Genomic DNA, 26,044 nt, shown 5'->3' with positions numbered 1-26,044 from the left:
GCCGATGAATGGCTGCGTGACTACAACGAATTTCGCCCGCATGAATCGTTGGGCGGTGTGCCGCCGGTGCAATATCTGCCCCGGTTAACCCTGGCTTCGAATGTCTACAACAAACTGTCTACTTGACGGGGAAGCTTACGGGCTCATCTGTAGAAAATCCGGGATTCACATCCGAGGCGGACGTGGTCATGGCCACTCAAGCTCTACAGGTTAAGCAGAGGCTGCTATCGCAAGCGCAGTCCTGCGAAGCACACTATGGTGAAAATGGGCGCGCATTCAGATTTGTCGAATTTTTCTGGGAAGGCGATTACTTTGAGGTTCTACATGGCGCCGCCCTTGTATTTGCAGCGCTGCCTGCATCTAAGCGAGCAGAGAAAGAGCAGGAATTTCTTGAACAAGACCGACAGATCGGCGCGGCTGCGTCGAAGCGGGATGAGAACGGTTGGAAGTCCACATGTGGGGACCTTTATAACCGCCTAGTCGACAAGGAACGACACAAGGATGCGTTCGATAAAGCGACGCAAAAACGCATGTCGGAGATTTATGCTCACAGTGGAACACCGCCTTTTGCACGCAGGGATAATGACTACACAGATGGCTGCATGAAGGCCCAATACAATCACGGCCTGCGTGATTTCGACACCATAAGAAAAGTCTGCTCTTGCGTGACCGATGCCATGACCAGTTCAGCCACATCGGAGCAACTGAAAGCGCTAAATGCCAATCCGAAAACGCTGACTTCGCAGCCGTGGTTTCCCCTCGCAGCTCCCAAATTTAATGCTTGCAGAGCGCTTTGGGGGGCCAATCCGCATTGATGGGCGGCTAGTCCGAGGGGTTGGGCGCAGTATCGTCTAATAGACCACAGCAACGATACCGTTTATGAAACGGCTCATCCGCGGGGTGTCTCACTCGCCGGTGCCCCCGCAGTTCTTGCGGCCTTACGCTTGCGTAACCATGCGCAAACGCCCATGCCGATCACTATCCAAAGAGTCGGCGAAAGCGTCTCACCAATTAAACCTCCAACCTCTTCGCCAGAGAGAGTATTTGGGACATGCCAAGCCAGCACAATAAGGTAAATAACATTCAAAACTGCCACTATTTCTAACGCCGTGGCTCTTGGGCGTTTGAATTTGACAAAAACCGCTTTCAATACAAAGTAAAGGGCAATAAACAAGATCGCCATATTCTGTTCTCAGGATATTTTGTGTGGGCATGATTTCATACCGTCCGCCCCCCATCGTCAAGGACGGCTGCATGCGTGTCTGTCTACTGTTCGGCATGATCATGTCCGCCGCCTTCTGCATGCTCAACAGCAGGGACTACGCCGAGTTCCATGCGTACATGATCGACTTCGTGCAAGGCGCGGCAATTTGGGCGGCGGTGGCCGTGGACGCTCGGGCAGTATGGCGGGTCACTTCGGGAGGAGGCTGTAAGCATCGAGAGCGGCGTACCTTGTCCGCAACATTGGAGCATGAACGGCCTACTCCGAAGTTGTCGGTCTGGTGCTGTCGGAGTACAGTAAATCGTCGATCAAGTGATTGACATGTTATTCATAGTCCCTTAGCGGATTATCAACTCAAATGGAGCTTGAAAGGATCACTTCTCCAGGCCTTATCTCTCTCGCTGACCTCGGCGAATTTGTTCAAATATACCCAGCGATTAACCGCCTCATACTGAGGCATCTTGGTGCGTCGATTTGGGAAATCATCAAGCAGGATGGCGAACGTCCGACCGACCTGTCCTATGTCGCTGAGCGATGTAGCAACGATTTTGGCTATGAGCGAAACACCAATCAGGGTTTCGAGGCGCTGAGCGGCTACGACATCTACAGCGACAAACCGGCCATGGTTATATACCGCTTATGACCTGCCGCCGTAGAGAATTCGGGCATGTAACCTGCTACACTCAAGTGCCCGATATGTAGCACTCATTCATAACTAAGTCACTGATTCTTAAGGCATTGAGGTGTTTCCCACTCTCTCCGCCAGAAAAATGAATAAGGTCTTGATTTCATTGCGAAATCAAGGCCTTGTTGCTTTGCGACTCACAAAATAACTATCAAAATATCAGGCGCTTGCCTGCTGGCATAAAAGGCACGTAGGCGCGTTTCGGTGCTGGCCGCTGGTTCCCCGGCCTTCCAAGCCGCCAAAACGCCCTACAGGCGGCCTATGCGCTGCTGCGCATCTTCTCCAGGTCTTGATATCGCCGCTCAATACGGCGCATGAAAACAGCCAAGGACAAATCCAAAGCGCCAGCCAGTTGGTGCAGCACGGAACTAGGTTTCAGGGAGGCGACTGGGGGCGTGCTATAGATGTTGAAACCTGAACATAGCTAAACTGCCTACTCTATGAGGCACAGAGAATCACACGAATGAAGACCTCAAAAATTTCTATTTAAAACAACATCAACTGGGATTAATTATGCGTATCTTCTTTCTTGCGACAATTTTTTCTCTCTTGGCTGGTTGTACATCGGTACCTCCTGCTGTAATCGAAAATCCAATTCATGAAAAACCGATATCCAGCCGGCCCGATAAATCGAAGGTGATATTTGTTGCAAACGTATCGTCAAAAATAGTCGATCTGAATATCGGACAGATGAAACTCGGTACGCTCTGTATCAATCAAACAGAGCTCATCTGGAAGACCAACCCAAGTGTACTGAACGAAATCAAGGAGGCCATCTCGACTACGATTTCCAACAATGGGTATAGTGTTTATTCCGGCTTGATCCAGGCAGGAGGAGAAAAGGATGCCGATATCTTGGTCGGTGTAGGCATAGACGACGTAAAGGCCAATTTATGCTACTCAATAGAAGGACAAAAAGGCGACGCATCAATGCGCCTGAAATTTGAGGTTTTAGACAACAAAACCCGAAGTTCTTTCACCAGAGTAGTTTCAGGCTCGGGAAATATTGCCGAATTCAGCAAGACCGGCGATCCTGATATTTTTATCAAAGCAGCAGAAATGGCGACAGACAATTTTCTAGCAGATGAGGCCTTTTTCAAAGCTACCCGCAAGTAATTTCTAAAGCTGCCATGTCGCACGGCTCAATCTCTATTGCCTGGGCCGTGCGCTTGGCCATCACCTTAACCGCCCCCGGGTTTCGCGGAGGCAATTTAGTTAAAGCAATACGGCCTCATCGGATTGGATTGCCCGCCCGCTGTAGTCGTTTGCCTCGGCCTCGGCGGACGCGGTCTTTCCGAACTTCCAGACGCCGACGAGAAAAACAGACAGCAGCACATAACTGGCTGCGACAGCGGGCGACTCGCCGATGCCGATCGATTCTCCATGGATCAGGCCGAAGAAGGTGAGCAAACCTCCGGCCAGGGCAAATGCCGCAGCCTTGAAAAACTCGCGTTCGATAATGAATACGGCTATCGAGCCCAGGACCATGCCGGCCAAGGTGGCGCCGCCTCCCATCACCCCCAGGCCCTCGTAAAAAACGCCATGCTGGGACAGCGCGGCCGCCCCCACGTGCGCAGCATTTGTGCCGGCGGCCCCCAATGCGTTGTCGATCTGGGTTTTGCCCCAGGCTGCAATTTGCGGGACTAGTGCCAGGACAATCGCGGGGGCATGGCGGTGCGGCGTTTCCTGAAATGCCTGAGAGCCGATCAACATGCCGATGTAGAGCAGAATGGGCAGCAGCGCCACTGCAGGGATGAGCGCCATCATGACCGACATGATGCCCAGCCATGACAGGACAATGACCATCAGGCCGGTGGCGGCCGAATAGCCGATACGTCCGCCCATGGCTTTCCAGCCCGGGTGGCCGATGTACACGGCGTTGATGAACGGGTTGCCCATCAGGCAGCCGATCAAGCTGACCACGCCGTCTGCGGTCAGCACGCGTGTCGTGGGATATTCGTCGCCCGCTGCCGAAGCGCTCTCCACGTTGTCCATGGCTTCTACCAAGTCGTAGATGGAGAACGGAATCGCGGTGACCAGAATGACGGGCAAGTAGTGAAAGCCGCCGATGACCGCGCCGATCGCAGGCGTGGGCATCGAGAAGCGGAAGTTCGAAAATGAAGCGTGAAGATTGGCCAGGCTCATGCCGCCGTAATTCAGGCCGAAAGCATTGGATCCCCACGCGATGATCGAGCCGATGACGATGGCCACCAGGCCGGCCGGAATGCCGTGCAAATAGCGTACGCCGCCGAACCAGCTTGCCAGAATCACGCCGAAGCAGAGTATGCCGATCACCGGTGTCTGAAATACCTCGGCCGCCGGCGTCATCGAGATGAAGGTGATCGAAACCCCCGCCAAAGCGCCGAGCAGCGCGGCGCGTGGCGTGATGCGGCGGATGACCGGAGCGATGAAGCCGCCGGCCATCAGCACGAAACTCTGTACGAACACCCACGTAAGGCCGGCTTGCCATGCGATCACCGGGCTGTTTGATTCGTGCAGTATGGGCAGCATGACCACGAACACCACGACGAACATATGCGGCACGCTAAAGCCCGAAGGCAAGGCACAAACGTCGTTGCGCCCGGTCTTCCTGGATAGACGATAGGCCAGCCAGGCGTAGTAGCCGGTGCTCAGGCACAGCATCAGCCCCAAGGCGGGCAATATGCGGCCGAATACCAGCGCATCCGGCATCTTCAGCACGAAGCGCAGCAGGCCGGTCAGCACCAGCAGATTGACCAGGATATTGGTGCCGAAACCGAAAAAGGCATTCCAGTCGCCGGAAACCCAGATCTTTGGTTTGAAGGCGGTTGTTGTCATGTCGAATTCTCCAGTGTGTCAGTTGAAATCCAGGCAGCGGCCGAGTCAGTTGCAGTGCTTTATCCAAGCGCCGCCAAGATGCGGCCGGAATCCGAAACCCAGCCGAAAATTCCCCCTTGCGCTTTGATCATGCGCAGACCCACTTCGTGGAATTCCGGAAAATAGGATGCGCAGCAATCGGAAGGCACGATGCAGCGATAGCCTCGATCGTTGGCCTCGCGCACTGTCGTGTGCACGCAGACTTCCGTGGTCACGCCGCAGACGACCAGGTTTTCGATGCCGCGATTGGACAGAATGACGTGCAGATCGGTGGCATAGAAGGCCCCCTTGCCCGGTTTGTCGATGACGGGCTCTCCGGCTTGCGGATAAAGCTCGGGTATCAGATCGTGCCCGGGCTCGCCGCGAATGAGAATGCGCCCATAGGGTCCGGGGTCGCCGATCCGCGCGCTGGGGGAGCCGCGTTCCACTTTGGTCCGCGGCGCATCGGTCATGTCGGGGCGGTGGCCTTCACGCGTGTGGATGACCAGCATGTCGTGACGGCGCGCGCTGTCCAAAAGCGCCCGGCAAGGTGCAACGGCGACGGCCAGCAGGCTGACATCGTTGCCCAGCGTCTCTCCGAACCCGCCCGGCTGGAGAAAATCTCTTTGCATGTCGACCATGATCAGGGCGGTGCGAGACGTATCGATATCGATAGCGCCAGGTTCGGCACTGATGCTGACACGGGCCATTTGCTCGCCTCCACGGAATGCACGCTGTACCCGATGAAATTCGAATCCGAAGCGCGTGTGAAAAGTTGTTGAATACAATGATGTATACAACATAAGCAAGAATCAGGCCAAACTGCAGAATCTATGGAAAGCGAAAAATATGTTTAGTTATCATGAGGTTGTGGACTCTCATGATTTAACGAAAGCATCTGACTGCGGCAAGAATGCGCAAAAATGAGGCATCCCGCCATGTCGTGGTGCGCATGCGCTGCGCAGGCGAACTTCGGCACACCGGCTTTTCTGGGCGGCGAGGGTAAAAAACTTGCCAGTGTTGCCACCCCGGCGTTAGGGCATGGAGGTCGGCTTCGGTGACAGGATCTGCGTGTCGTCCAGATCACTCGAAAATCAGCAGCGCAATGTTGCGTTGGGGCACGAAGTCTGCGCCGGTCCATTCATAGGTGGTCGGTCCGGTTTTGCGCAACCCCGGCCAGCAGAGCGAAACGATGTTCGCAGGCGTGCCCTTGTCGATGATCAGATGGAAGCGGCCGATCGGTCCCAGCCAGTTGCGCGCCGTGGTCAGGATGTATTCCAGTTCGGCGACCGATCCTCCCAGCGTCTTGCGCTTTTGCGCCGCCGACAGCGCCTGCCGCGTCGCCGGATCTATGCAATAGCGGTCGGTAGACGCGGCCTCGCGGCCTACCAGCCACCCGACCACTTTGCGTCCGCTGACCTTGGCGACATTGCTTATCAAAGCGCTGCCGACGAAGGGCCGATAGGTCTGGTGCATACGCACGTCGGCACCGGCAGGAAAGGTCTGAGTCCAGAAATAGCGGGTACGCAAATGCCATTGCGGCGTATCGGGATCTTCGCCGGCGGCAAGCAGCCCATCGCGACGCAGACGGGCCAGGCCGGCCGCGGGCAACGCAGAGGCTTGGCGCTCGTAGGCGCCCGGCAGCCAGGGAGCCATGTCCAGGGCGCCCGCCGCCGCGACGTCGCGAGTCACATCCCTGCCGTGAAAAAAGGCCCGGCGTTCCAGATTCGCTGCAATCGCCTTGCCGTCGATCCGGACCTTGAAGTCGAGGAAGTTGCTCTTGTCGACAGGGAACGCCCAGTGGGGCGCCGTCAGCCCTTGAGACAAATCGAGATCGGGCAGGGGAAACACCACCAGGGTCGTGACCGGATGATCGGCGACGTTGTGGAAGACGTAATCGATGCGGATTCGGGTCGGACTGATGTAGAGCTCTTCCGACTGCATGCGGATGTCGGCCGTGGACGACAAATGGATGCCGGTGGTGCTCTGGAATCCGCTGCTGTCGTTGGCTATGGCCGGTGCGGCCAGGACGGACAGCACGCAGGCCGCCAGCACCAGCACCAGCTTCATTTCGCCAACCCGGCGCAGGACAGCGCCTTGGCATAAGACGCCGCAAATCCTGCGAGGTCGGCGCGGAAGATGACCTTGCCGTTGCGTCTCACCCGAAGCAGGCTTGCGTGGGCCATGGCCGCAATCAGTTGACGGTCGGTCGCAGCCGCATTGGGCTGCCCGTCGCTGTCGGCCTTGATCTGCCCGGGAAAGACCGTGCCGTCCACCTCGAAGTCGACTTTGTCGGTGGGCTGCAATACCGCCTCTCTCATGTCGAACCAGGTAAAAGTCACGGTTGCGGCGGCAGGCGCGACGGCGATGCCGTCCCATCCGTCGTCGCCGAACGAGGCGTCGCAGGGCGGCGGCGGGCCGTCGGTGCTCCAGGCCTCGCCGCCCCGCCCCGGGCGCCGCAGCGCATCGATACGGTAATGCGTGAGGACGCCGATGCAATGATCCAGCGCCATATCCGGGCTTTTGCGTCCCGGCTCGCGTGCGCCGCATTGTTCCCGGTCACGCAGAAAAGCCAGTTGCTCGGCGCGCACCCGGGCCGGCTCCGGGGATTGCGCCAGCGCGCGTCGGTACAGCCGAGTCATCGCGCGGTCGTCCTTCGCCAATGGATCGTTGCCGGGCGCGCAGATTTCCCGGTCTACCGGCGAGGACGCCTTGGTGCAGTCGAATCCGGGCTGCTCGGCCCTGGGCATGGGCGGCGGCGGGTTGGGGACGGCGGTGGTCTTATAGGCTAGGCACCAGGTCGGAGCATGAGGGTCCTGGGCGCACATGGTTTGAATATGCTGGCCGATGACCTCGCAGGAATTGTCGGCATTGCACGGCGGATGCGTTGCCGAGGTAATGGCCAGGCATTGCTCGACGTAGCGGGCGGCGCGGGCGGCGCCGACCTGCGCCTGGCACGAAACCGCCTTGGCCGCGACCGGCGCCATCGCCAAGATGGCCACGGCCAGCAGGTAAAAAAACCTTCCATGACGGGCAACGTTCATTTTGCCTCCCATTTCGATGCCATCGGCATCGTAATACTGCGCTCGGCCCGCTCCGATGCAGCCCGTCTTCATAGGCGACGCAATCATCATGCAAGCCGGCCAAAAAATGTAAGACATCCGTACGCGGCATCGCCTTGCAAGGTGAGAGAGGATCCGCACCCGTTTTACACTCTCGCCCATTTTGATGACATCCCGTCATGTTCCCCGCAAGATCGGCCTCTAAAGTGAAAAGTCCTTGAAACATAAGGAGTTGCATTATGAGCCCGAAGACTTTGACCCTTCTTGCGGCGATGTCGGCGTCCCTCGCCGTCTTGGCCGGTTGCGCCACGCCTACCGTCGTGCACGAACGCGACGGTTCGACGGTCGTCACGCCGGATAGACCCACTTTCAACAAGAAAACCGGCTTCTACGAGTACACGGACAAGAACGGCCGTGTCATACGGATCAATAAGGACGACATCCAATCCATCGAAGACGTCAAGTAATCGGCCGGTTCACGAGTTTCGCAAAAGCGGCGCATCCTGCAAGGGGTGCGCCGCTTTTTCATTTGGCGCCAGGCTCGAGCCGACTGGCATCCGTGGCGCGGTCTTGCCTCCCATCGGCGAACGGGACAGCCACGTCGCAGCGCCGCACCACGTCGAGCAGAAAATCCCGCATCGCCGCCACGCGCAGGTTGTCCCGCAGGTCGCGGTGATAGACCAGCCATAGTTCTCGTGCGCAGACGGTGTCGACCCGAGCGAGCGAGGGCATCTTCGCCCCGATCGACTCCGGCAGCACCGTCAAGCCCAAGCCGGCTTCGGCGGCCGCGATCATCACGGGCATGCTGTTGGTGAGCAGAACGGGCTGCTTGCCCGCGAACATGCCGTCTGCCCAGCGCGCCATGGGCACGTGCGCCAGAGGTTCGCCCCAATTTACATAGGGCAGGCTGCGCCAATCGCGCTGCGCCTGGGCGTCGGCGGCGCAGACGTATGCGGAGAAGGTCATCGCGCCGGCACGCATCGCGATGTATTCGCCCTCTTCTTCCCGCGCGGGCGGCGACATGCGCAGGGCGATGTCGGCATCACGGCGCGACAGATTCACGGTGTTGACCCCCGTGACCAGCTCCACTTGCAGCCCCGGATGGTCTGCGACAAACCTCGGCAGCATGGGGGTGATCCAGTGGCTGGCGATGGTTTCCGACGTGGCTACCCGGATGCTGCCCGACCAGACGCCAGACCCGCCTGCGTCCTGCGAACGGCGCTCGAACCCCAGCATCGCCTGCTCGACAGGCAACGCCGCAGCCAGCAGCGTTTCGCCGTCGTTGGTCAGTGTGTAGCCGGTCTGCCGACGCAGAAACAGCGTCATGCCCATGGACTGCTCGAACGCGTCGATGCGCCGTGACACCGTCGCCGGGCTCACCCCCAATTCGCTCGCGGCCGGTGTCAAGCCGGCGGCGCGCGCCACGGCGAGGAAATAGCGCAGATCGTCCCAGTCCATGTCATTCATCCCACTCTTTGTTTTTCATAATTGAAAAACTATTTTGGGAATTAGTCCATATATTTTCCCTGAAAGAAAAATCAAAATACCCATCATCGATTCCATTTTCGGGAAAGCCAACATGAAACACCGGACCATCTACGCGACGCTGATCCTCTCCACGCTTTTCTGGGGCGCCAATTTCAACCTGGGCAAATTCGTCGTGCACTCGACCGACCCGCTCAGCGCCGCAGCCTGGCGCTTTCTGCTGGCGGGCCTGGCCATGGCCGTGTACATGCTGGCGTCCGAAGGCGTGAACTGGCAGGGTCTGCGCCGCAATGCCTTCGCGCTGATCGCCATGGCGTCGGTCGGCATCTTCGGCTTTAACATCGCCTTCTTTTTCGGCTTGCAGACGACCTCGTCGGTCAACGGCTCGCTGATCATGACGTTGAACCCCACCATCACCGTCGTGCTGACCGCGCTGGTCCTGGGCGAGGCCATTTCGTGGAAGCAGGTGCTGGGCCTGGCCTTGAGTTTCTGCGGCGTCGTGACCGTGGTCTCGGGCGGCAATCTGTCTGCGCTGCTGGCGCACTTTCACTTCGCCGTCGGCGACGCGCTCATTCTGATCGGCAACCTGTGCTGGGCTGCCTATAGCGTGATCGGCAAGAAGTGGGTCAAGAACCTCTCGCCGATCCAGACGACCACGAGCACCATGCTGATCGGCGCGCTGGCCATGATCGTCGCCGCCTTGTCCACGCACGGCGGTTCGCTGCCCGTGCCTTCGGTGCAAAGCCTGGGCGCCATCGCCGTCATGGCCATGTTCGGCACGGTTCTGGCGTACCTGTGGTGGAACAACGGAATCCGCACCATCGGGCCGGCCCGCACGTCCGTCTTCTTCGACCTGGTGCCCATCTTCACCATGATCATCGCCGTCGTGCTGGGCGAGCAGGTTTCGCCGGCGCAATTGGTGGGCGCCGTCCTGGTGATCTCGGGGGTGTTGTTCTCGTCCGGCGCGCTGGATGCATGGCTGAGCCAGATGCGCACCGCCAAGCAGCCCTGCCAGACGCCGGCATAAGCGGAAAGCGGCGCAAGACGGTCTTTGTCTTCAGTCGCTTCCTTCCTGCTCGCCACGGACGACGAGACCGTGGCGGCGGATTTTTTCGTAGAGCGTCGCTTTCGCCGTTTTCAGCTGCTCTGCGGCCTGCGCGACAGCGCCGCCCGCCTGAGCGAGCGCATCCGCGATCAGCGCCCTCTCGTACTGTTCCACGCGATCTTTCAAGCCTTGCGACGGCGCCGCGCCGCCGTCGGCGGTCGCCGCGATATCGTCGGGAATGCCCAGCACATAGCGTTCGGCGGCGTTGCGCAACTCGCGCACATTGCCCGGCCAGTCTCGTTGCGTCAGGCGCATGCGGGCCGACTCGGTGAGCAGCGGCGCGGGCCGCTGATAGCGCACCGCCGCGTCGAGCAGAAAATGTTCGAAAAGCGGCACGATGTCCTCGCGGCGTTCGGCCAGCGGCGGCAGCGCAATGGTGACCACGTTCAACCGGTATTGCAGATCGCGCCGGAACGTGCCGGCCGCGACGTGCTCGCTCATGTCGCCCTTGGCCGCCGCGACCACGCGCAGATCGACGCGCACCGGCTGATTGGCTCCCAGCCGCTCAAGCACCCCCTCTTGCAACACGCGCAGCAACTTCACCTGCAATGAAAGCGGCATGCTCTCGATTTCGTCCAGAAAGAGCGTGCCGCCCGATGCGTGCTCGATCTTGCCGATGCGTCGCTTGGTTGCGCCCGTAAACGCGCCCTGCTCATAGCCGAACATCTCCGACTCGAACATGGTTTCGGGCAAGGCCCCGCAATTGACGGCGACGAAGGGTTTGTCGCGGCGCGGTGAAAGCTCGTGCAGGCTGCGCGCAACCAACTCCTTGCCGGCGCCGGTATCGCCGCGAATGAGGACCGGCGCGTCGATAGGCGCGACATTGGCGATCAGATTGCGCACCTGCTCGATCGCAGAGCTGCGGCCGATGATGCGCGAGGCAAGCGGATTTTGCTCCGCCAGCTCGCGGCGCAGTGCCAGGTTTTCCAGCTCGAGTCTGCGGCGCTCCATGGCGCGCCGCACGGTTTCGACCAGGCGCTCGGCGGCGAAAGGCTTCTCGATGAAATCGTAGGCGCCGTCGCGCATGGCCTGCACGGCCATCGAAATATCGCCGTGGCCGGTGACGAGAATCACGGGCACGCCCGGCGCGCGTTCCCGGCACTGCGCCAGCAGATCGAGCCCGCTCGCGTCCGGCAGGCGGATGTCGCTGACGACCACGCCGGCGAAATCGGCGTCGATCAGCGGCATCGCGGCTTCGGCCGCGGCAAAACCCATTACCTCGAAACCGGCCAATTGCAGGCTCTGCATGCCGGCCCGGCGCACCAGATCGTCGTCCTCGACATAGAGCACCACGCCGGTTTGTTGAGTCACCATAATCTTCTGCCGTTTCAACTCGTCGTATTCATGGATGGGCGACCGGTGCGCCGCAAGGCGCCGCCTGCGCGCGGGGCAGCGTCAGCACGAAGCGCGCTCCGCCGCCGGAAGCATTTTGCACGGTCAGAGACCCGCCGCAATCGCGCGCGATCGAAGACGAGATCGCCAGACCGAGTCCGAGCCCCTGCCCCATCTCCTTGGTCGTGAAAAAAGGCTCGAAGATGCGCGGTATCACTTCGTCGGGAATGCCCGGGCCATTGTCGCGCACTCCGATCGCCAGCGTCTCGGACTGCGCGGCAATGTCGATTTCGATGCGCGGCGCGGACGCGCCGGCCGCGGCGTCCAGCGCATTGCCGATCAGGTTGATCAGCACCTGCTCGAGCCTGAGATCATCGCACTGGACCAGAAAATCCGGATAGTCGTCATGCGAGTTCAGCGCAGTCGCTGCGGCGGCTGCGTCGCGCGCGCGGTCTGCGATCGTTACCGTCACGCTCGCGCAAGCCAGGCGCTTATCGAGCAAAGACAGCGCGTTGCGCAGCGCGGACGCCACTGGCGCGCGCAGGCCGCACGGCCGCGGCCGTGCCACGAAGAGCTTGAGCTGATTGACGATCTTGCCCATGCGCTCGGTCAAGGCGCCTATGGTTTCCAGGTTCTCGTTCGCCGCCGCGTACTGGCCTCGGTCCAGGAACACGCGCGTGTTGTCCGAAAAGCTGCGCAACGCCGCAAGCGGCTGATTGAGCTCGTGCGTGATGCCCGCCGCCATCTGCCCCAACGCCACGAGCTTGCTCGCCTGGATCAGCTCGTCCTGGGCGGCGCGCAGCTCGGCTTCCGCGCGCGCACGCTCGTGCACTTCGCGCCGCAGGTTTTCGTTGGCCTGAGAGAGGTCGGCCGTGCGTTCGGCCACGCGCTGGTTGAGCATCGCGTAGGCCTCCTGCAGCATCTCGCGGCTTCTGATCATCTCATTCAGGCGCGCGCGCCGCTGACGCCAATAGAAAACCAGCAGGCACAGCAAGCCGTAGCCAAAGCCCGCCATGATCGTCGCGCTGCGCACCGAGCCGATCACGGGACCGAGCGGCGACATGGTCACGATGTGCCAGTTGGGCACGCCCAGCGCGCGGCGCGTCTCCAGGTAGCTGGGCGCAACGATGCCCTCGCCGATGCGCACGATCTGGACGCCGTCCTTGAGCCGGCGCTCCACGTGCACCGGCAGCGGCGAGAGGGCCCAGCGCGCGTATTGCCTGGTTTCTTCGATGGAGGCGACGACGCCCTTGGAGAGCGTGCGCATGGTGTGATACTTCCAGGCCGGAACGGAGGAGAGAAAAATCACGCCGTGGTTATCGGTGACGAGCAGGGGTTCGGCCGCGTCGGCGCCCAGGAACCATTCGATGTCCAGCTTGACCACGGCGACGCCGATGATCCTGCCGCCGACCAGAACCGGCTGCGAAAGAAAGTAGCCGGGTTCGTGCGAGATGGTGCCTATGCCGAAGAAACGGCCCACTTCGCCTTTGATCGCATCCATGAAATACGGCCGAAAGCGGAACTGGGCGCCCACGAAGCTGTCGGCGTCGCGCCAGTTGCTCGCCGCGATGCAATGGCCGTTGCTGTCGATGATGTAGGTGGCGGTGGCATGCGCGTGGCGGTTGACATCTTCCAGATAGCGGTTGACCTGGGCGATCCAATCCGGCCTGGGATCGGCGAGCACATTGCGCACCAACGGATGTTCGCCGACGATATAAGGCAGGGATTCGTAGCGGTCGAGCGTGCTCTTGAGCGTGGCGGTGGTGCGATCGCCGCGCGCCGCGGCGTCGTGGCGCAACGTGTCGATGCCTTTGTTCCAGGCGAATGTCCACGCGAGCGAGCAGACTACCGCCAAGCCGGCGGCGAGCGCAAAGAGGATAGGCAGGCGGCGAGTCACGCTGGTCACGGACGCTTGCGCGCTACGCCTGCATCGAAGCCGCGGCCACGCCGCCGATGATCGCGACGCCTGCCTGGAAATAGAGCGCCTTGCGCAGAGGCTTCATCGCCGTCATTGGTTGTCTCGTCGTTATCGGGGCCCGCAACCGCGCGATCCGGTTGCAAGAACCTTATTGCAAAAAGGGTGCCAACTGGCGGATTTTATTAATTTATTGATTCAGAAAGATTTTCCCTCCCCACCGGCGCCACGGACTGTCCGGATATCCGGAAAATCGAGCGATATTTTCCGGATATCCGGAATGCGGCCGGACGTGCGCGGCATGGAACCGTGCTACAAGACCGCAGAACCACGGAGTATCGGATGTTGCAGTTGAGCGAGCGCGACCAGGCCATGCTGGCGGGAGATCTCGGACGCGGCGCGGCGCGCGCGATGCGGATCGTCGCGCGCACGGCTCACGTCATGTCTGCGCCGAATCTGATCGACATCCGGTCAGCGCACATCGACGGCTGTCTCTATCATGGCCGGGCCAGTCTGGATTTTGTCGAACTGTTCGTCGAGGCCGGTGCGCGGGTCGCGGTACCCACAACGTTGAACGTGGGTTCGCTCGACCTGATCCACCCCGAGCTTTATCAAGGCGACCGTTCCGTGCAAAGCGCCGCGCAGCGTCTGATGGAGGCGCATCTGCTTCTGGGCTGCGAATCGAGCTTTACCTGCGCGCCCTACCAATTGAAGAACCGACCTGCCCTGGGCGAGCAGATCGCCTGGGCAGAATCCAACGCGATCGTCTTCGCCAATTCGGTGCTGGGCGCCAGAACCAGCCGGTATGGCGATTTTCTCGATCTGGCGGCGGCCATTACCGGACGGGCACCATACGCCGGCCTGCACGTCGAGGAAAATCGCGCGGGCCGGATCGTACTGCGGGTCGCGGACCTCGTCGATCGGGCATCGCGCGATGTCGACTTCGCCGCCCTGGGCCTGCTGGTCGGCAAGATCGCGGGCGCGGTCGTACCCGTGCTCACCGGCCTGCCGGCCGATACCACCGAAGACGAATTGAAGGCCCTGGGAGCCGCTGCGGCCTCCAGCGGCGCCGTGGCGCTTTTTCACGCGGTCGGCGTCACGCCCGAGGCGCCGACGCTGCACGCCGCATTGCAGGGACGGGACCCGCTCCGGACCGTGGACGTCACGCTCGCGGATCTGGACCACGTGCGGCAGACGCTGAACACGGGGCGCGAAGGCGACGAGCTGGTCGCCGTGGCGCTGGGCACGCCGCATTTTTCGCTCGCCGAGTTCGAGCGGCTGGCGCGTATGCTCGACGCCTACGAAGGCGCCCCGAAGGTGGATTTCTACATCAATACGAGCCGCTACATACTCTGGGAGCTGGGCGAGCGGGGCCTGGCCCGTGAACTGCAGAAACGCGGTATCCAGATCGTCGTGGACACTTGCACCTACATCACGCCCGTCATGAAGAAGCTATCGGGACTGGTCATGACCAATTCGGGCAAATGGGCCTCCTATGCGCCCGCCAATATCGGGGTGACCGTGGCCTACGGCAGCATGGACGAGTGCGTGCGGTCGGCGTACGCGGGCAAGGTGCGGTTTCATGGCTGAGAACCCCGCGAATGCGCAACGCGCCGGCGTCGCGCAAGATCATGCCTTGATCGGCGACGTTCTGGTGCCTGGCCGTGCGCAAGCCGAAAAATTCGTGCTCGACCAACCGCTGAGTTTCTGGGGCGGCTACGACTCGGAAGCCGGCAGAATCATCGATCCCACGCATCCTCAGACCGGCCTGAGCCTGGCCGGCAAGATCCTGGTCATGTCACATGCGAAAGGGTCGAGTTCGAGCAGCAGCGTGCTGACCGAGGCGATCCGCAATGGCACGGGTCCGGCCGGCATCGTGCTCAAAGAGCGCGATCTCATCATTGCCATCGGCGCCATTGTCGCCGCCGAGCTCTACGGCCTGGCCGTTCCGGTCGTCTGCCTGGACGCAGCCGCCTTCGATCGCCTCTTGGCCGCGCCGGCCTTGCTGCGCATCGAGGCCGCCGAAGAAATCGGCGCCGCGCGGATTTATCTCGTATAGCGCCGGCGACGGGCGAGGCGTCTACACCTGCGCCAGTTTTTCGGCGTCCAGAATCTGGATCTGCCTGCTTCGAGTCTTGACCAGCCCTTCGCGCTGAAAGCGCGAGAACATGCGGCTGACCGTTTCGAGCTTGATGCCGAGGAAACCGCCGATTTCGTCGCGACTCATCTTGAGGTTGAACTGCGCGCCCGAGTAACCACGCAGGCGAAAACGTTCGGCCAGATCGAGCAGGAAAGACGCCAGACGCTGTTCGGCGGTCATCGTGCCCAGCATCATCATGAGCCCCGATTCGCGCACGATCTCGGCGCTCAGCAAATGATAGAGATGACGCTGCATGCGACGGCTTTCTCCGCAGACGGTTTCGAGCTGGGCGAAAGGAATGACGCACACCGTGCTGTCTTCCAGCGCGACCGCCTCGCAACGTTGCAAGCCGGACGAAATGCCGTCCAGGCCCAGCGGGTCGCCCGGGATGTGGAACCCGGTGATTTGCTCGTCGCCGTCGCGGTGCATGACGCCAGTCTTGAACGATCCGGTGCGCACCGCATACAGGGACTGAAATGGGTCGTGGGCGCGAAAAAGCGTTTCGCCGCGCCGCACTGTCCGGGCGGCACAGACCATGTCGTCGACCCGTTCGAGCTCTGCCGGAGAAAGATCGGCAGGCAGGCAGACGCTGCGCAGCAAACAGCTCGAACAGCGCGCCTGCGCGTGTTTGGGCGCGTATTCGCCATCGGCCAGGCGCATCATATGCACGGGCGGCTGAGCGGGAGTTTGCAGAATCGATACGGAGGGGTGTATGGCGTTCATGGCATCGGCGTCGGTATTGAGATGGGATGTCCGGCATTGATGGAGCCAGTATTGCGCGCGCCGCGAGGAAATTGAATCAGCCTGGATGGAAATTGAAGTAGGGAATGCGGAAACCCTGTAGGAATCGGCCTACACGCGTGACCGTTGCTTGATGTGCATCAAGCGGCCGAGCACGATACGAGGCATGCTTGCTGTCTGGTGCGCATGGAGCGGCAGCGGAGAACGGCAATGGGACTCGGGATGCAGATCGTGTACGTCGGCCTCCCCTGCTCGGCCGTGGTCGAAGCGCAGGCCGGCGTGCTATTGCTGCGCCTGGGCCGCTTCAACGACATGCCGTCAGAATGCAGGCTCGTGGTGGAATCGCTGTCTTCGGCAGATCGGTCGCCCAGGTATCGCGCACGGCTCGAACTGATGTCGTCCGAGGGCGCTTGCGCCTTTGCGCGCCAATGCGACGACGCCGACTTGAGCGCGGCCATACGCGCGGTATTCGAAGCAGTGGAAAGAGACCCGGCGTCGCGAGCGGGCCGTAACGCGTCAGGCGACGCCCGGCAGCGGGCCCTTGCGGGGAAGCGATGAATCAGAGCGCTTCGTCATCACCCACGAGGCCATGCCGCATGGCATAGCGCACCAGCGCGGCCTCGTGCGGCATCTGCATTTTTTCGAGTATGCGGCTCTTGTAAGTGCTCACCGTCTTGACGCTCACGGACAAGGCCTGCGCAATTTCGGAGAGGGTCTTGCCCGCGGCAAGACGGCGGAAGACGTCGAACTCGCGATCGGAAAGCCGCTGATGGGGCAGCACGTCCACGGGCTCGTGCAGGCTCTGGGCGAAGCGCTCGGCCATCGTCGTGCTGACGTAAACGCCGCCCGAAGCCACCTTGGTCACGGCGTTGACCAGTTCGGTGCCCGCGCTCTCCTTGCTGAGGTAGCCCGACGCGCCGGCCTTGAACGCGCGCACCGCGTATTGCTGCTCGGCGTGCATGGTCAGCACCAACACCCGCAGCGAGGGCTGTTCCTGCTTGATCTGCGGAATCAGTTCAAGGCCGTTGCGGCCCGGCATCGACAGATCGAGCACGAGCACCTGGGCGGGCATCGCGCGCACGAGCGCCACCGTCGTCGCACCGTCCGAGGCTTCGCCGGCGATCTCGAAACCGCCCGCGCGCTCGAGCACGTGGCGCAGGCCGTCGCGCACCACGGTGTGGTCGTCGGCGAGCAGGACCCGGATCACGACGAGGCCCCCTGGGGCAGAAGGCCGGCCAAAGGCAGCGTGACCGTCAGCACGAAGCCTTTGCCGGACGCCGTATCTGTGGCGACGGTGCCGCCCAGCATGTGCGCGCGTTCGCGTATGCCGAGCAAGCCGAAGGATTTGTCCCGCATGGGCTGCAAGGACGATGCGCCGGACGCGCCGCGGCCGTCGTCCGCCACGCGCAGCAGGCAGTCGCTCGCGCGCATGTCGAGCGTCAGCACGACGCGCGTGGCATCGGCGTGACGCGCCACATTCGTCAGGGCTTCCTGCACGATGCGAAAGATCGCCGTGGCCGCCTCGCTCGAGAACTCGAGGTCTTCGGCCTGAACGCGATGTTCGACGGCAATGCCGTAGCGCTGCGTGAAGTCGTTCGCCAGCCATTCGATGGCAGGCAGGAGGCCGAGGTCGTCGAGCATCACGGGACGCAGATCCGCCGCGATCCGACGCACAGAAGCCACCGTCATGTCGATCAGCGAACGCATGGTCGCCACGCGCTGCGCAACGTCGGACGAGCGGATGCCCGACTCGTCCAGCGCATGCTCGAGCGAGGAAAGATCGATCTTCAGCGCCGTGAGCAGCTGACCGAGGTCGTCGTGAAGTTCGCGCGCGATCCGGGTCTTTTCGACTTCGCGCACGTTTTGCAGGTTCGCGGACAGTTCGCGCAGTTCCTCGCGCGACTGCTTCAGGAGGTTCTCGGCCCGCAGCCGCTCGGTGATGTCGCGCAGCATGACCGTGTAGAGCTTGCCGTCGCCGTCCCGGGTCTGGGAGATCGAAGCCTCGATGGGGAATTCTTCGCCGTTCTCGCGCAAGCCGTACAGCACGCGCTGCTGACGGCCCATCTGGCGTTCGGTCACTCCGGTCGCGCCGAACTGCTCGATATGCCGCGCATGGGCGGCGCGAAAGCGCTCGGGGATGAACCGGCCGAGCGTCGAGCCGATGGCTTGGGCTGCTGGAACGCCGAACACGATCTCGGCCGCGGGGTTGAAGAGCAGTACGGTCTGCGCTTCGTCCACGGTAATGATGGCTTCCATCGACGAGCGGATGATGGCCCTCATCCGCGCCTCGCTCAGGCGCTCCCCGTCGTGTTTCGCCGATCGGTTCGCGGATGCGTGCTTTTCCATGGGGAGAAGAGTCCTGGAACGTTGTCTCGACGCGAAAGGCTGTTTCGAAACGCGACGCCCCGGCCCGCTGCGTTCAGCGGGCCGCCGGCGCGTTGAAGCTTTGGGTCAGCGGCGCACGCAGCAGGGGGACGCCCTCGACGCCCTGCACGGCAGACCGGCTCGCGGGCGCGATGGTGACGGGGACCTGAGCAGGCGTCATGGCGGGCGCCGTCGGCGCAGACGCTTGAGCCGGCTTGGCGGTTTGCTGCGGCTTGACGGCCTGTTGCGGCTTGGCCGGAGCGTGGCCGCGCTCGCGCGGCCGAACGCGATCGCGACGGGATTCGCGGGCCGCGCGCTTGACCGCGGCAGGTTTGGCGGGCGGCGTCATGTGCGACTGCACGACCGATTGGGCCTGTTTGGCAACGGTCTGCGCCTGACGGGCGACCACCTGGGCCTGATCGGCCACGGCCTGGGCTTGCTCGGCTACGGACCGGGCTTGCGCGCCCGCGGGTTGAGGCTGCGCGGACGCAGGTTGGGCCGACGACGCGACAGGCGCAGGAGGCGCCGCCGCCTGGACTTGCGGCTGCACAGCCGGTGCGGGGACGGCCGCCGGGGCAGCGGCGGGTGTCGGCGTTTCGTCTTCCGCCCGGCTCACCGCGACGGCGATGCGGCCCGGCCCTTCGGCCTGCAACAGCGCGTCTACCTTGTCTGCCGGCATGGCAAGCACGACGCTTTGCGCCAGGCCCGCGTCGGGACCATCCAGGGACTGGCCGGCATAGGCCAGCACCTGCACCCGGGTCTGCAGCAGGCTGGCCGTAACGGGACCGCCCTCCAGACCCGGCTGCATCACATACAGATCGATCATGTCGCCCGGCTGCACGGTCGGCGACGAGCCGTTGGCGATCATGTTCAAGGTCAGCGTGACTGCGCGCGTTCCCGGCTTGAGATAGGTAGAAAGCCCCTGGGTAAGCTGGCTGCTGGTGATGGGCTGGCCGGCGGCGACATCCTGGCGCACGCGACGGCCCAGCAGGCCTTCGAAGTTGTCGCGCGAATCGGCCGGGCGCACGGGCCACTGTTCGATCGTGAGCGCGTCGGCGGCGATGCGGCTGCCCGCTGCGATGGGCTTGGCCGCCACGACCACGGGCACCAGCGGCCGTTGAGGCGCTTTCTTCTCGGCGGCCATGAGCTCGGCTACCGTCGGCGGCTTGTTGCTTGACATATAGTCTAGGTAGCCCACGCAACCGATGAGCAGGACGAGCAGCCCCAGGATGATGTACAGAATGACGCGGCTCATGCCGACTCGACTCGCTGGTAAGAAGGTTACAAATCATAACCTCAACTCGGGGCTTTGTTCTACGCCCGAGCCAGACGACGATTCAGGACTTTCCCAGATCGGGAAAATATACTTGCGCCATTCGACGGAACGGCCATGCAACTGAACATCCCCTACTTGCGGCGTTTTCTCTACGGGCACTACTTTTTCGGCGGCATACGGCAGGCCGTGGGCATGCTGCTGCCAGCCATCCTCGGCAGTTTCTTCGGTCACTTCGCGCTGGGCATCGTCGCCACCTTGGGCGCTTTGTGCCTGGCCATCATCGACCAGCCCGGCGGCCCGCAGCGCCACCTGCCGGGCGAGATGCTGGCCGGCACCCTCATCTGCACCGCGTCGGTCGCGATCACCGGGCTGGCTTCGACCCACCCCGTGCTGCTGTGGCTGGTGGTGATCGCGCAATGCTTTTTCTTGTCGATGTTCTCGGTGTTCGGCCGGCGCGGCAGTCTGATGGCTTTCGGCGGATTGCTGCTGATGACGCTCACCATGCACACGCCGATGCCGCCCGCGCTGGTGGTCACCAACACGGTGGCCACGCTGGCCGGCGCGCTCTTCTACCTCTGCTTCAGCATGCTGACCAGCCGCATGATGATGCTCTATGCGGAGCGCCAGACCCTGGCGGCGGCGCTGTTCGCCACCGCCGACTACGTCGCCGTGCGCTCGCGCTTTTACGACGAAACGACCGACCTGGACGAGGTCTATCGGCTGCTGATCCGAAGCCAGTCGGCCATGTCCGAAAAGCACCAGTTCGCACGCGACAACGTGCTGCGCGCGCTGCCCCGGGGCAACGACCACCGCAATGCCGACAAGGTCATGATCTGGAACATCTTCGTCGACATGCTGCAACTGCGGGACACGCTGCTCGCCACGTATACCGATTATGCGCTGCTGCGCCGGACGCTGGCGGGCCAGGACGCGCTGATCTTCATGCGCGACGCCTTGCGCAAAATGTCGATCGAACTCGACCGCATCGCCCTGGACGTATCGCGCAATCACGCCACTCGCTACCGCAGCAGCACCAAGGCCGAGCTGCTCGCCATCGAGTACGAGATCGAAAAGCTGCGACAGCGCAAGGAAGGCCAACCGGAACCCGAGGCCATCAGCCTTATGGTGCTGGTGCTGCGCCGCCTGCGCAATGCGGCGCGCATCCTCGATCGCATCGCGGCCCACACGCTGAAGGCGCCCGATGCGCAGCCCACCGATGCGCTGCGCATCGACAAGACGCTGACGCAATTCATGACGCGCCAGCGGCCCAGCCTGAGCATGATCACCCGCAACCTGAGGCTGGACTCGCCGCACTGCCGCTATGCCATACGCATCAGCCTGGCCGCCGCGTTGGGTATGCTCTTGACCGCCGGATGGGTGCCGTCCCAGCATTTCGCGGCCCACAGCTACTGGGTGGTGCTCACCATCATCATCATCATGAAGCCGGGCTTCGCCCAGACGCGCCAGCGCAATTTTTCGCGGTTGACGGGTACGCTCATCGGCTGCCTGCTGGCCCCGGCCGTGCTGCTGGTCACTGCCAAGGCGCCGGCGATCTTTGCCGTCATGCTGCTCGCCTGCGCCCTGGGCAACAGCCTGGCGCAACTGAACTATCTGGCCAGCTCGCTATTTACCACGCTGTACGTCGTGCTGGCCTACCATTTTCTCTCGCCCGACACTGTATCGCTGGAGGTGATCAGCGAACGCGCGCTCGACACACTGCTGGGCAGCGCGCTTTCGCTCGTGTGCAGCTATGTGCTGCCCTGGTGGGAATCGCGTTCGATGCAGCCGCTGGCGCTGGACACCGTCAAGGCCAACCGCGACTATCTGCGCACAGGCCTGCAGTACGTACGCGCCGAAGCCGAATACGCCGGTGCGGCCAACGATGCTGCCCGTGCGGCGCTGGCGCCCGCCGTTGCGCAAGCCGATCTGGCCTGGCGCCTCGCGCGCAAGAACGTGCACAATGCCTTCAGCAACTTCACCGAGGCTTTCTACCGCATGATGCAGGAACCGCGTTCGCACCAGGCGCATGTGCCGGAGCTGAACCACCTGCTGATCCAGAACCACGTCCTGGCCCTGCAGACGACTGCCGTCATTCCGCTGCTTGCAGGCCGCACGGGGATGCCGCCGGCGCTGGAGCGGTCGCTGGAATACATCGTGCGCCAGCTCGACGATGGCGCGCCCGCGCCCGCCGAACCGCCCCCCCCTTACGAAGCCGAAGGCGAGCTGCTGACGCTGGCTCACCCCGTGAAGCAGATGCTGCGCGCGAGCGAGACGATACGCCAGGAAATGGTCGTGCTGAGCAACCCGCCCCTTTCGCTGGCGGTGCAGGCGGCGGGCTAAATTCGTACAAAGGCTGCGATCATGAATATCCTGCGACTCTCATCCCTGCGCCCCGCCCGCGTGCTGGCAACTGGCGCGCTGCTGGCGATGAGTCTGAGCGGCTGCGCCCGCTACGAGTGGTTCAAGCCGGGAGCCACGCAGAACGACTACAGCCAGGCCATCTACGCCTGCAATATGGAAGCCGCGCACGCGTATCCGCCCATGCTTGCCATGCAACAGGTCGCGCCGGGCTATTTTGCGCCGGGGTTCGTGCGATGCGGCCCTTACGGCTGCTGGAGCGAGCCGGGCTATTTCGTGCCGCTCGCCATGGGTACGGTCGACGTCAATCAGGACAATCGCGACCAAGCCGCCAAGCAGTGCATGCAGGCGCGCGGCTGGCAGTTGATCAAAGTCAAGTAACTGGCCGGGTTCGCGCATCGAGCGCGAACCCGCACAGCCGGTTTACTTGAACGAGAACACGCCCTCGGCGGAAATTTCCGCCAGGGAGCGGCGGCCGCTGGGCATCTCGCGCGCCTGCAGGGCCTCGGGCAGCGAAGACTTGTCGCCCTGGCGTCCGATCGCCACGCCGGCTTCGATGTGGTAGCCGGCCGGCACTTGCAGTTCAGCGCGAATTTTGTCGTGCTCGATGCCGGCCATGCCGTGCGCCTGCCAGCCCATCAAGGACGCCTGCAGTGCCAGATATCCCCAGGCTGCGCCCGCGTCGAAGCTATGCGAGCGGTTCGGCGATTCGGCTTCCTTGCCCGGCGGAATCTCCGACGTCTTGGATAGAACGATGATCAGCGCCGAGGCCGATTTGGCCCAGCTCTGATTGAAGGGATTGAGCATGCTCAGCATGCGCTCCCAATGCGCCGTGCCCCGGCGCGCGTAAATGAAGCGCCAGGGTTGAAAGTTGTAGCCGGACGGCGCCCAGCGCGCGGCCTCGAGTATGGCCGCCAGCGTGTCGGCGGACATTTCCTCGCCGGTGAAAGCTCGGGGCGACCAACGGTTGAGAAAGATGTCCGAGATCGGATGATCGGCGGTGCGGGAATTGGCTGCGGTCATGTCGAATCCTATGCAATCGATTTGCTGAACATGCAAGAAAAAGCGCTGCCAAGTGTATCGCGCAGGATTGCGCGCGGCGCAGCGTCCAGCCTGACGAAAAGGCTTGCGCGGCAGATACACCGCCAACAAATTGTCGCTATTGCACACCAGGGAATACGCTCATGGCAGTGCGCCGGGATCACAATTCGAGCTAGAAAATTCTCAACTTTTGCTGCCCCGGCAGCAGGCAGGTAAAAATGAAGAAATACATCCTGGCAAGCGTAGGCGCTGCGTCGTTGCTGGCTTGCAGCTCAGCTATGGCCTGGGTCAATGTCGGGATCAACCTCGGCTTTCCCGCGATCATCGCTCCCGCGCCCGTCTACGTCGCGCCGGCGCCGGTGTATGCTCCGGCGCCCGTCTACGTCGAGCCGCGGGTGGTCTACCCGAGTTATTACCCCGGCTATTACTACGGCGGCGGTCGGTACTATCGCAGCCATCACGACCACGATCGCCACGAATACTGGCATCACTGACGCGGTCGCCCGCATGAAAAACGCCGCCCGGTTTGCGCCGGGCGGCGTTTTGTTATGGACGGAATTCGTTGGGTCAGACCTGCTGCAGGCGCCCGTCCCGGACGCGTAGCCGCGGGGTTGCCGGGGCGATGCCTGCGGGCTCGGCGAGCTTGCCGTCGACGGACGGGCTTGTCTTCAGTTGATCGAGCCAGCGGCGCGGCGCGTTGTTGGACGCCTGCCACCAGCCGTTGTGCGGACGTGTGGACACATCGGGCTCCTTGTAAACATTGGACCTCGGGCGTGCCCGGTTCAGTTGCCGGCGGCTTGTAAAACCGCAGCACCTGCCGAGCATACGAACCCATGGTATGCCTGCAAGGATAATCGGGCCAGACGACAGAAACATGACGAAAGAGAAACCGGAATCGGCCTGAATTCCGGCTTTTCGAGAAAGCGCCCCCTTCGGGTCAGGGTTTGATGACCTCGACACCGCCCATATAAGGGCGCAGGGCTTCGGGCACGGTCACGCTGCCGTCGGCCTGCTGATAGTTTTCCAGCACGGCCACCAACGCGCGGCCCACGGCCAGGCCGGAGCCGTTGAGCGTGTGCACGAACTCGGTCTTGTTCTGCGCATTGCGAAAGCGCGCCTGCATGCGGCGGGCCTGGAAAGCTTCGCAGTTGGACACGGACGAGATCTCGCGCCAGGTGTTTTGCGCCGGCAACCAGACTTCGAGGTCATAGGTCTTGGCCGAACCGAAGCCCATGTCGCCGGTGCACAGCAGCATGACGCGGTAGGGCAGGCCCAGGCGCTGCAGCACCGCTTCGGCGTGGCCGGTCATTTGCTCGAGCGTCTCGTAGGATTTGTCGGGCTCGACGATCTGCACCATTTCGACCTTGTCGAACTGGTGCTGGCGGATCATGCCGCGCGTATCGCGCCCGCCGCTGCCGGCTTCGGAACGAAAGCACGGCGTGTGGGCCGTCATGCGCAGGGGCAGGCCGCCGGCCGGCACGATGGTATCGCGCACGGCACTGGTCAGCGTGATCTCGGAGGTGGAGATCAGATACTGGTCTTCGCGCGCGACGGCTTTACCTTGGTCGTCCGTCTTCGGGCTGTCGTCCTCGCCGCCCTTGGTCACCGCGAACATGTCGTCCTTGAACTTGGGCAGTTGGCCCGTGCCGAAAAGGGTCGAGCTGTTGACGATGTAGGGGGTATAGCACTCGGTATAGCCGTGCTCGGTGGTCTGCAGGTCCAGCATGAACTGGGCCAGGGCGCGATGCAGGCGGGCGATGGGGCCGCGCATGAACGAGAAGCGCGCGCCCGAGAGTTTGGCGGCGAGGTCGAAGTCCAGGCCCAGGGGCTCGCCGATGGCGACGTGGTCGCGCGGCTCGAAGCCCAGGTCGGCGGGGTTGCCGTCGGCGCGCGCGGCGCCCGGGATCCAGCGGCGCACTTCGACGTTCTCGTCGCTGTCCTTGCCCACCGGCACGCTTTCGTGCGGCAGGTTGGGGATGGACATGAGCATGTCGTTCAGCTGCTGCTGCACGTTGGCCAGGGCGTCTTCGAGTTCTTTGAGGCGCGCGGGGATGCCTTGCGATTCGGCCATGACGGCAGAGGCGTCTTCCCCCTTGGACTTGAGCATGCCGATCTGCTTGGCCAGGGCGTTGCGACGGGCCTGCAGGGTTTCGGTCTCGGTCTGCACGGCCTTGCGGTGGGACTCGAGGGCGTTGAAACGCTCGGTGTCGAAGTCGACTTTGCGGGCTTTCAGGCGTTCGACGACGATGGGCAGGTCTTTGCGAAGGAGAGTGATGTCTAGCATGTTCAGGTGGGGACTGGATGGGTGAAATTGCTTGCGTCGATTGAGTTCTTTGAATCGCCGGGATCGAGTTCTTGAGGCGCCGAGGCTGCCCTGCGCAATTCCGATGCTCGCCCGGTGGGCTGCGCTTCGGATTGCTCCGGGGTCCTCGGCTGGCATCAGCCTCATGCGGTGGTTTTGAAACCTCGCATGGGCTGACGCC

26 protein-coding genes and 1 pseudogene are annotated in these 26,044 nt (G+C 62.4%); 12 read left to right on the top strand and 15 right to left on the bottom strand.

Annotated features, from left to right (window positions below):
* Together ACTHJ1_RS05285 and ACTHJ1_RS05280 are read left to right on the top strand one after the other, a co-directional pair.
* Nucleotides 1–126, top strand: a 126-nt coding sequence (locus ACTHJ1_RS05285; protein WP_440188762.1) for an integrase core domain-containing protein, incomplete at its 5' end; no start/stop codon positions are given.
* A 62-nt stretch (nt 127–188) separates the two neighbouring features.
* Nucleotides 189–815 carry a hypothetical protein gene (locus ACTHJ1_RS05280; RefSeq protein ID WP_440188759.1) on the top strand — a complete coding sequence of 209 codons (627 nt, stop codon included), beginning with the start codon at nt 189–191 and terminating at the stop codon, nt 813–815.
* 74 nt (nt 816–889) lie between these two features.
* On the opposite strand, the gene ACTHJ1_RS05275 is transcribed toward ACTHJ1_RS05280, so the two are convergent.
* Nucleotides 890–1,183, bottom strand: coding sequence for a hypothetical protein (locus ACTHJ1_RS05275; protein ID WP_440188756.1), 294 nt, complete (start codon nt 1,181–1,183; stop codon nt 890–892).
* A gap of 397 nt (nt 1,184–1,580) precedes the next feature.
* Between ACTHJ1_RS05275 and ACTHJ1_RS05270 the strand changes: the two genes are divergently transcribed.
* Nucleotides 1,581–1,865 (top strand): hypothetical protein, encoded by a 285-nt coding sequence (locus tag ACTHJ1_RS05270; protein WP_440188753.1) that lies wholly within the window; start codon nt 1,581–1,583, stop codon nt 1,863–1,865.
* 555 nt (nt 1,866–2,420) lie between these two features.
* The gene (locus tag ACTHJ1_RS05265; RefSeq protein ID WP_440188750.1) at nt 2,421–3,023 is read left to right on the top strand and encodes a hypothetical protein; all 603 of its coding nucleotides are present in this window, start codon (nt 2,421–2,423) and stop codon (nt 3,021–3,023) included.
* Nucleotides 3,024–3,122: 99 nt separating this feature from the next.
* On the opposite strand, the gene ACTHJ1_RS05260 is transcribed toward ACTHJ1_RS05265, so the two are convergent.
* The 4 genes from ACTHJ1_RS05260 to ACTHJ1_RS05245 all read right to left on the bottom strand — a co-directional run bounded on the left by ACTHJ1_RS05260 (nt 3,123) and on the right by ACTHJ1_RS05245 (nt 7,786).
* Nucleotides 3,123–4,724, bottom strand: a complete 1,602-nt coding sequence (locus ACTHJ1_RS05260; RefSeq protein WP_440188747.1) for a hypothetical protein — start codon at nt 4,722–4,724, stop codon at nt 3,123–3,125.
* Between the two features lie 59 nt (nt 4,725–4,783).
* Entirely contained in the window at nt 4,784–5,452 is a 669-nt protein-coding gene (locus ACTHJ1_RS05255; RefSeq protein WP_440188744.1) for a cysteine hydrolase family protein, read from the bottom strand.
* Between the two features lie 373 nt (nt 5,453–5,825).
* Nucleotides 5,826–6,812, bottom strand: coding sequence for a DUF4424 family protein (locus tag ACTHJ1_RS05250; protein ID WP_440188741.1), 987 nt, complete (start codon nt 6,810–6,812; stop codon nt 5,826–5,828).
* Nucleotides 6,809–7,786 (bottom strand): lysozyme inhibitor LprI family protein, encoded by a 978-nt coding sequence (locus ACTHJ1_RS05245; protein WP_440188738.1) that lies wholly within the window; start codon nt 7,784–7,786, stop codon nt 6,809–6,811. The genes ACTHJ1_RS05250 and ACTHJ1_RS05245 overlap by 4 nt, the downstream gene beginning before the upstream one ends.
* A 257-nt stretch (nt 7,787–8,043) precedes the next feature.
* Here ACTHJ1_RS05245 and ACTHJ1_RS05240 point away from each other — a divergent pair, with 257 nt between their 5' ends.
* Nucleotides 8,044–8,271 (top strand): YgdI/YgdR family lipoprotein, encoded by a 228-nt coding sequence (locus ACTHJ1_RS05240; protein WP_440188735.1) that lies wholly within the window; start codon nt 8,044–8,046, stop codon nt 8,269–8,271.
* A gap of 58 nt (nt 8,272–8,329) precedes the next feature.
* On the opposite strand, the gene ACTHJ1_RS05235 is transcribed toward ACTHJ1_RS05240, so the two are convergent.
* Complete coding sequence (locus tag ACTHJ1_RS05235; RefSeq protein WP_440188732.1) at nt 8,330–9,271, bottom strand: LysR family transcriptional regulator; 942 nt, start codon at nt 9,269–9,271, stop codon at nt 8,330–8,332.
* 112 nt (nt 9,272–9,383) lie between these two features.
* On the opposite strand from ACTHJ1_RS05235, the gene ACTHJ1_RS05230 reads away from it, so the two are divergent.
* Nucleotides 9,384–10,316: a DMT family transporter gene (locus ACTHJ1_RS05230; protein ID WP_440188729.1), complete on the top strand. Its 933-nt coding sequence runs from the start codon at nt 9,384–9,386 to the stop codon at nt 10,314–10,316.
* A 30-nt stretch (nt 10,317–10,346) separates the two neighbouring features.
* Here the strand turns inward: ACTHJ1_RS05230 and ACTHJ1_RS05225 are convergent, their stop codons facing one another.
* Nucleotides 10,347–11,708 (bottom strand): sigma-54-dependent transcriptional regulator, encoded by a 1,362-nt coding sequence (locus ACTHJ1_RS05225; protein ID WP_440188726.1) that lies wholly within the window; start codon nt 11,706–11,708, stop codon nt 10,347–10,349.
* 28 nt (nt 11,709–11,736) lie between these two features.
* Nucleotides 11,737–13,632, bottom strand: a complete 1,896-nt coding sequence (locus ACTHJ1_RS05220; protein WP_440188723.1) for a sensor histidine kinase — start codon at nt 13,630–13,632, stop codon at nt 11,737–11,739.
* Between the two features lie 351 nt (nt 13,633–13,983).
* On the opposite strand from ACTHJ1_RS05220, the gene ACTHJ1_RS05215 reads away from it, so the two are divergent.
* Both ACTHJ1_RS05215 and ACTHJ1_RS05210 read left to right on the top strand, forming a co-directional pair.
* Nucleotides 13,984–15,231 carry an aconitase X gene (locus ACTHJ1_RS05215; protein WP_440188720.1) on the top strand — a complete coding sequence of 416 codons (1,248 nt, stop codon included), beginning with the start codon at nt 13,984–13,986 and terminating at the stop codon, nt 15,229–15,231.
* Entirely contained in the window at nt 15,224–15,700 is a 477-nt protein-coding gene (locus ACTHJ1_RS05210; protein WP_440188717.1) for an aconitase X swivel domain-containing protein, read from the top strand. The genes ACTHJ1_RS05215 and ACTHJ1_RS05210 overlap by 8 nt, the downstream gene beginning before the upstream one ends.
* A gap of 21 nt (nt 15,701–15,721) precedes the next feature.
* Here the strand turns inward: ACTHJ1_RS05210 and ACTHJ1_RS05205 are convergent, their stop codons facing one another.
* Nucleotides 15,722–16,504, bottom strand: coding sequence for a helix-turn-helix domain-containing protein (locus tag ACTHJ1_RS05205; protein ID WP_440188714.1), 783 nt, complete (start codon nt 16,502–16,504; stop codon nt 15,722–15,724).
* Between the two features lie 228 nt (nt 16,505–16,732).
* Here ACTHJ1_RS05205 and ACTHJ1_RS05200 point away from each other — a divergent pair, with 228 nt between their 5' ends.
* Complete coding sequence (locus ACTHJ1_RS05200) at nt 16,733–17,080, top strand: hypothetical protein (protein WP_440188712.1); 348 nt, start codon at nt 16,733–16,735, stop codon at nt 17,078–17,080.
* A 1-nt stretch (nt 17,081) separates the two neighbouring features.
* On the opposite strand, the gene ACTHJ1_RS05195 is transcribed toward ACTHJ1_RS05200, so the two are convergent.
* The 3 genes and pseudogenes from ACTHJ1_RS05195 to cpaB form a co-directional block, all read right to left on the bottom strand.
* Nucleotides 17,082–17,729 carry a response regulator gene (locus ACTHJ1_RS05195; protein WP_440188709.1) on the bottom strand — a complete coding sequence of 216 codons (648 nt, stop codon included), beginning with the start codon at nt 17,727–17,729 and terminating at the stop codon, nt 17,082–17,084.
* A pseudogene (locus tag ACTHJ1_RS05190) lies at nt 17,726–18,868 on the bottom strand (PAS domain-containing sensor histidine kinase); the annotation flags it as partial. The gene ACTHJ1_RS05195 and the pseudogene ACTHJ1_RS05190, both read right to left, overlap by 4 nt.
* A gap of 73 nt (nt 18,869–18,941) precedes the next feature.
* Entirely contained in the window at nt 18,942–20,141 is a 1,200-nt protein-coding gene (gene cpaB / locus ACTHJ1_RS05185; protein WP_440188706.1) for a Flp pilus assembly protein CpaB, read from the bottom strand.
* A 135-nt stretch (nt 20,142–20,276) separates the two neighbouring features.
* Here cpaB and ACTHJ1_RS05180 point away from each other — a divergent pair, with 135 nt between their 5' ends.
* Both ACTHJ1_RS05180 and ACTHJ1_RS05175 read left to right on the top strand, forming a co-directional pair.
* Nucleotides 20,277–22,502, top strand: coding sequence for an FUSC family protein (locus ACTHJ1_RS05180; RefSeq protein WP_440188703.1), 2,226 nt, complete (start codon nt 20,277–20,279; stop codon nt 22,500–22,502).
* A gap of 21 nt (nt 22,503–22,523) precedes the next feature.
* Complete coding sequence (locus tag ACTHJ1_RS05175) at nt 22,524–22,901, top strand: hypothetical protein (RefSeq protein WP_440188700.1); 378 nt, start codon at nt 22,524–22,526, stop codon at nt 22,899–22,901.
* A gap of 42 nt (nt 22,902–22,943) precedes the next feature.
* On the opposite strand, the gene ACTHJ1_RS05170 is transcribed toward ACTHJ1_RS05175, so the two are convergent.
* Nucleotides 22,944–23,543, bottom strand: a complete 600-nt coding sequence (locus tag ACTHJ1_RS05170) for a nitroreductase family protein (RefSeq protein WP_440188697.1) — start codon at nt 23,541–23,543, stop codon at nt 22,944–22,946.
* A gap of 236 nt (nt 23,544–23,779) precedes the next feature.
* Between ACTHJ1_RS05170 and ACTHJ1_RS05165 the strand changes: the two genes are divergently transcribed.
* Nucleotides 23,780–24,055: a virulence factor gene (locus ACTHJ1_RS05165; protein ID WP_440188694.1), complete on the top strand. Its 276-nt coding sequence runs from the start codon at nt 23,780–23,782 to the stop codon at nt 24,053–24,055.
* 73 nt (nt 24,056–24,128) lie between these two features.
* Here ACTHJ1_RS05165 and ACTHJ1_RS05160 read toward each other — a convergent pair whose 3' ends face one another.
* Complete coding sequence (locus tag ACTHJ1_RS05160) at nt 24,129–24,302, bottom strand: hypothetical protein (protein ID WP_440188691.1); 174 nt, start codon at nt 24,300–24,302, stop codon at nt 24,129–24,131.
* A 196-nt stretch (nt 24,303–24,498) separates the two neighbouring features.
* The gene (gene serS / locus ACTHJ1_RS05155; protein WP_440188688.1) at nt 24,499–25,845 is read right to left on the bottom strand and encodes a serine--tRNA ligase; all 1,347 of its coding nucleotides are present in this window, start codon (nt 25,843–25,845) and stop codon (nt 24,499–24,501) included.
* Nucleotides 25,846–26,044: the final 199 nt, after the last annotated feature.

It is taken from the genome of Bordetella sp. (genome assembly GCF_051960075.1).
Lineage (GTDB): Bacteria > Pseudomonadota > Gammaproteobacteria > Burkholderiales > Burkholderiaceae_B > Bordetella.
This window is presented reverse-complemented; position numbering and strand designations above follow the sequence as displayed.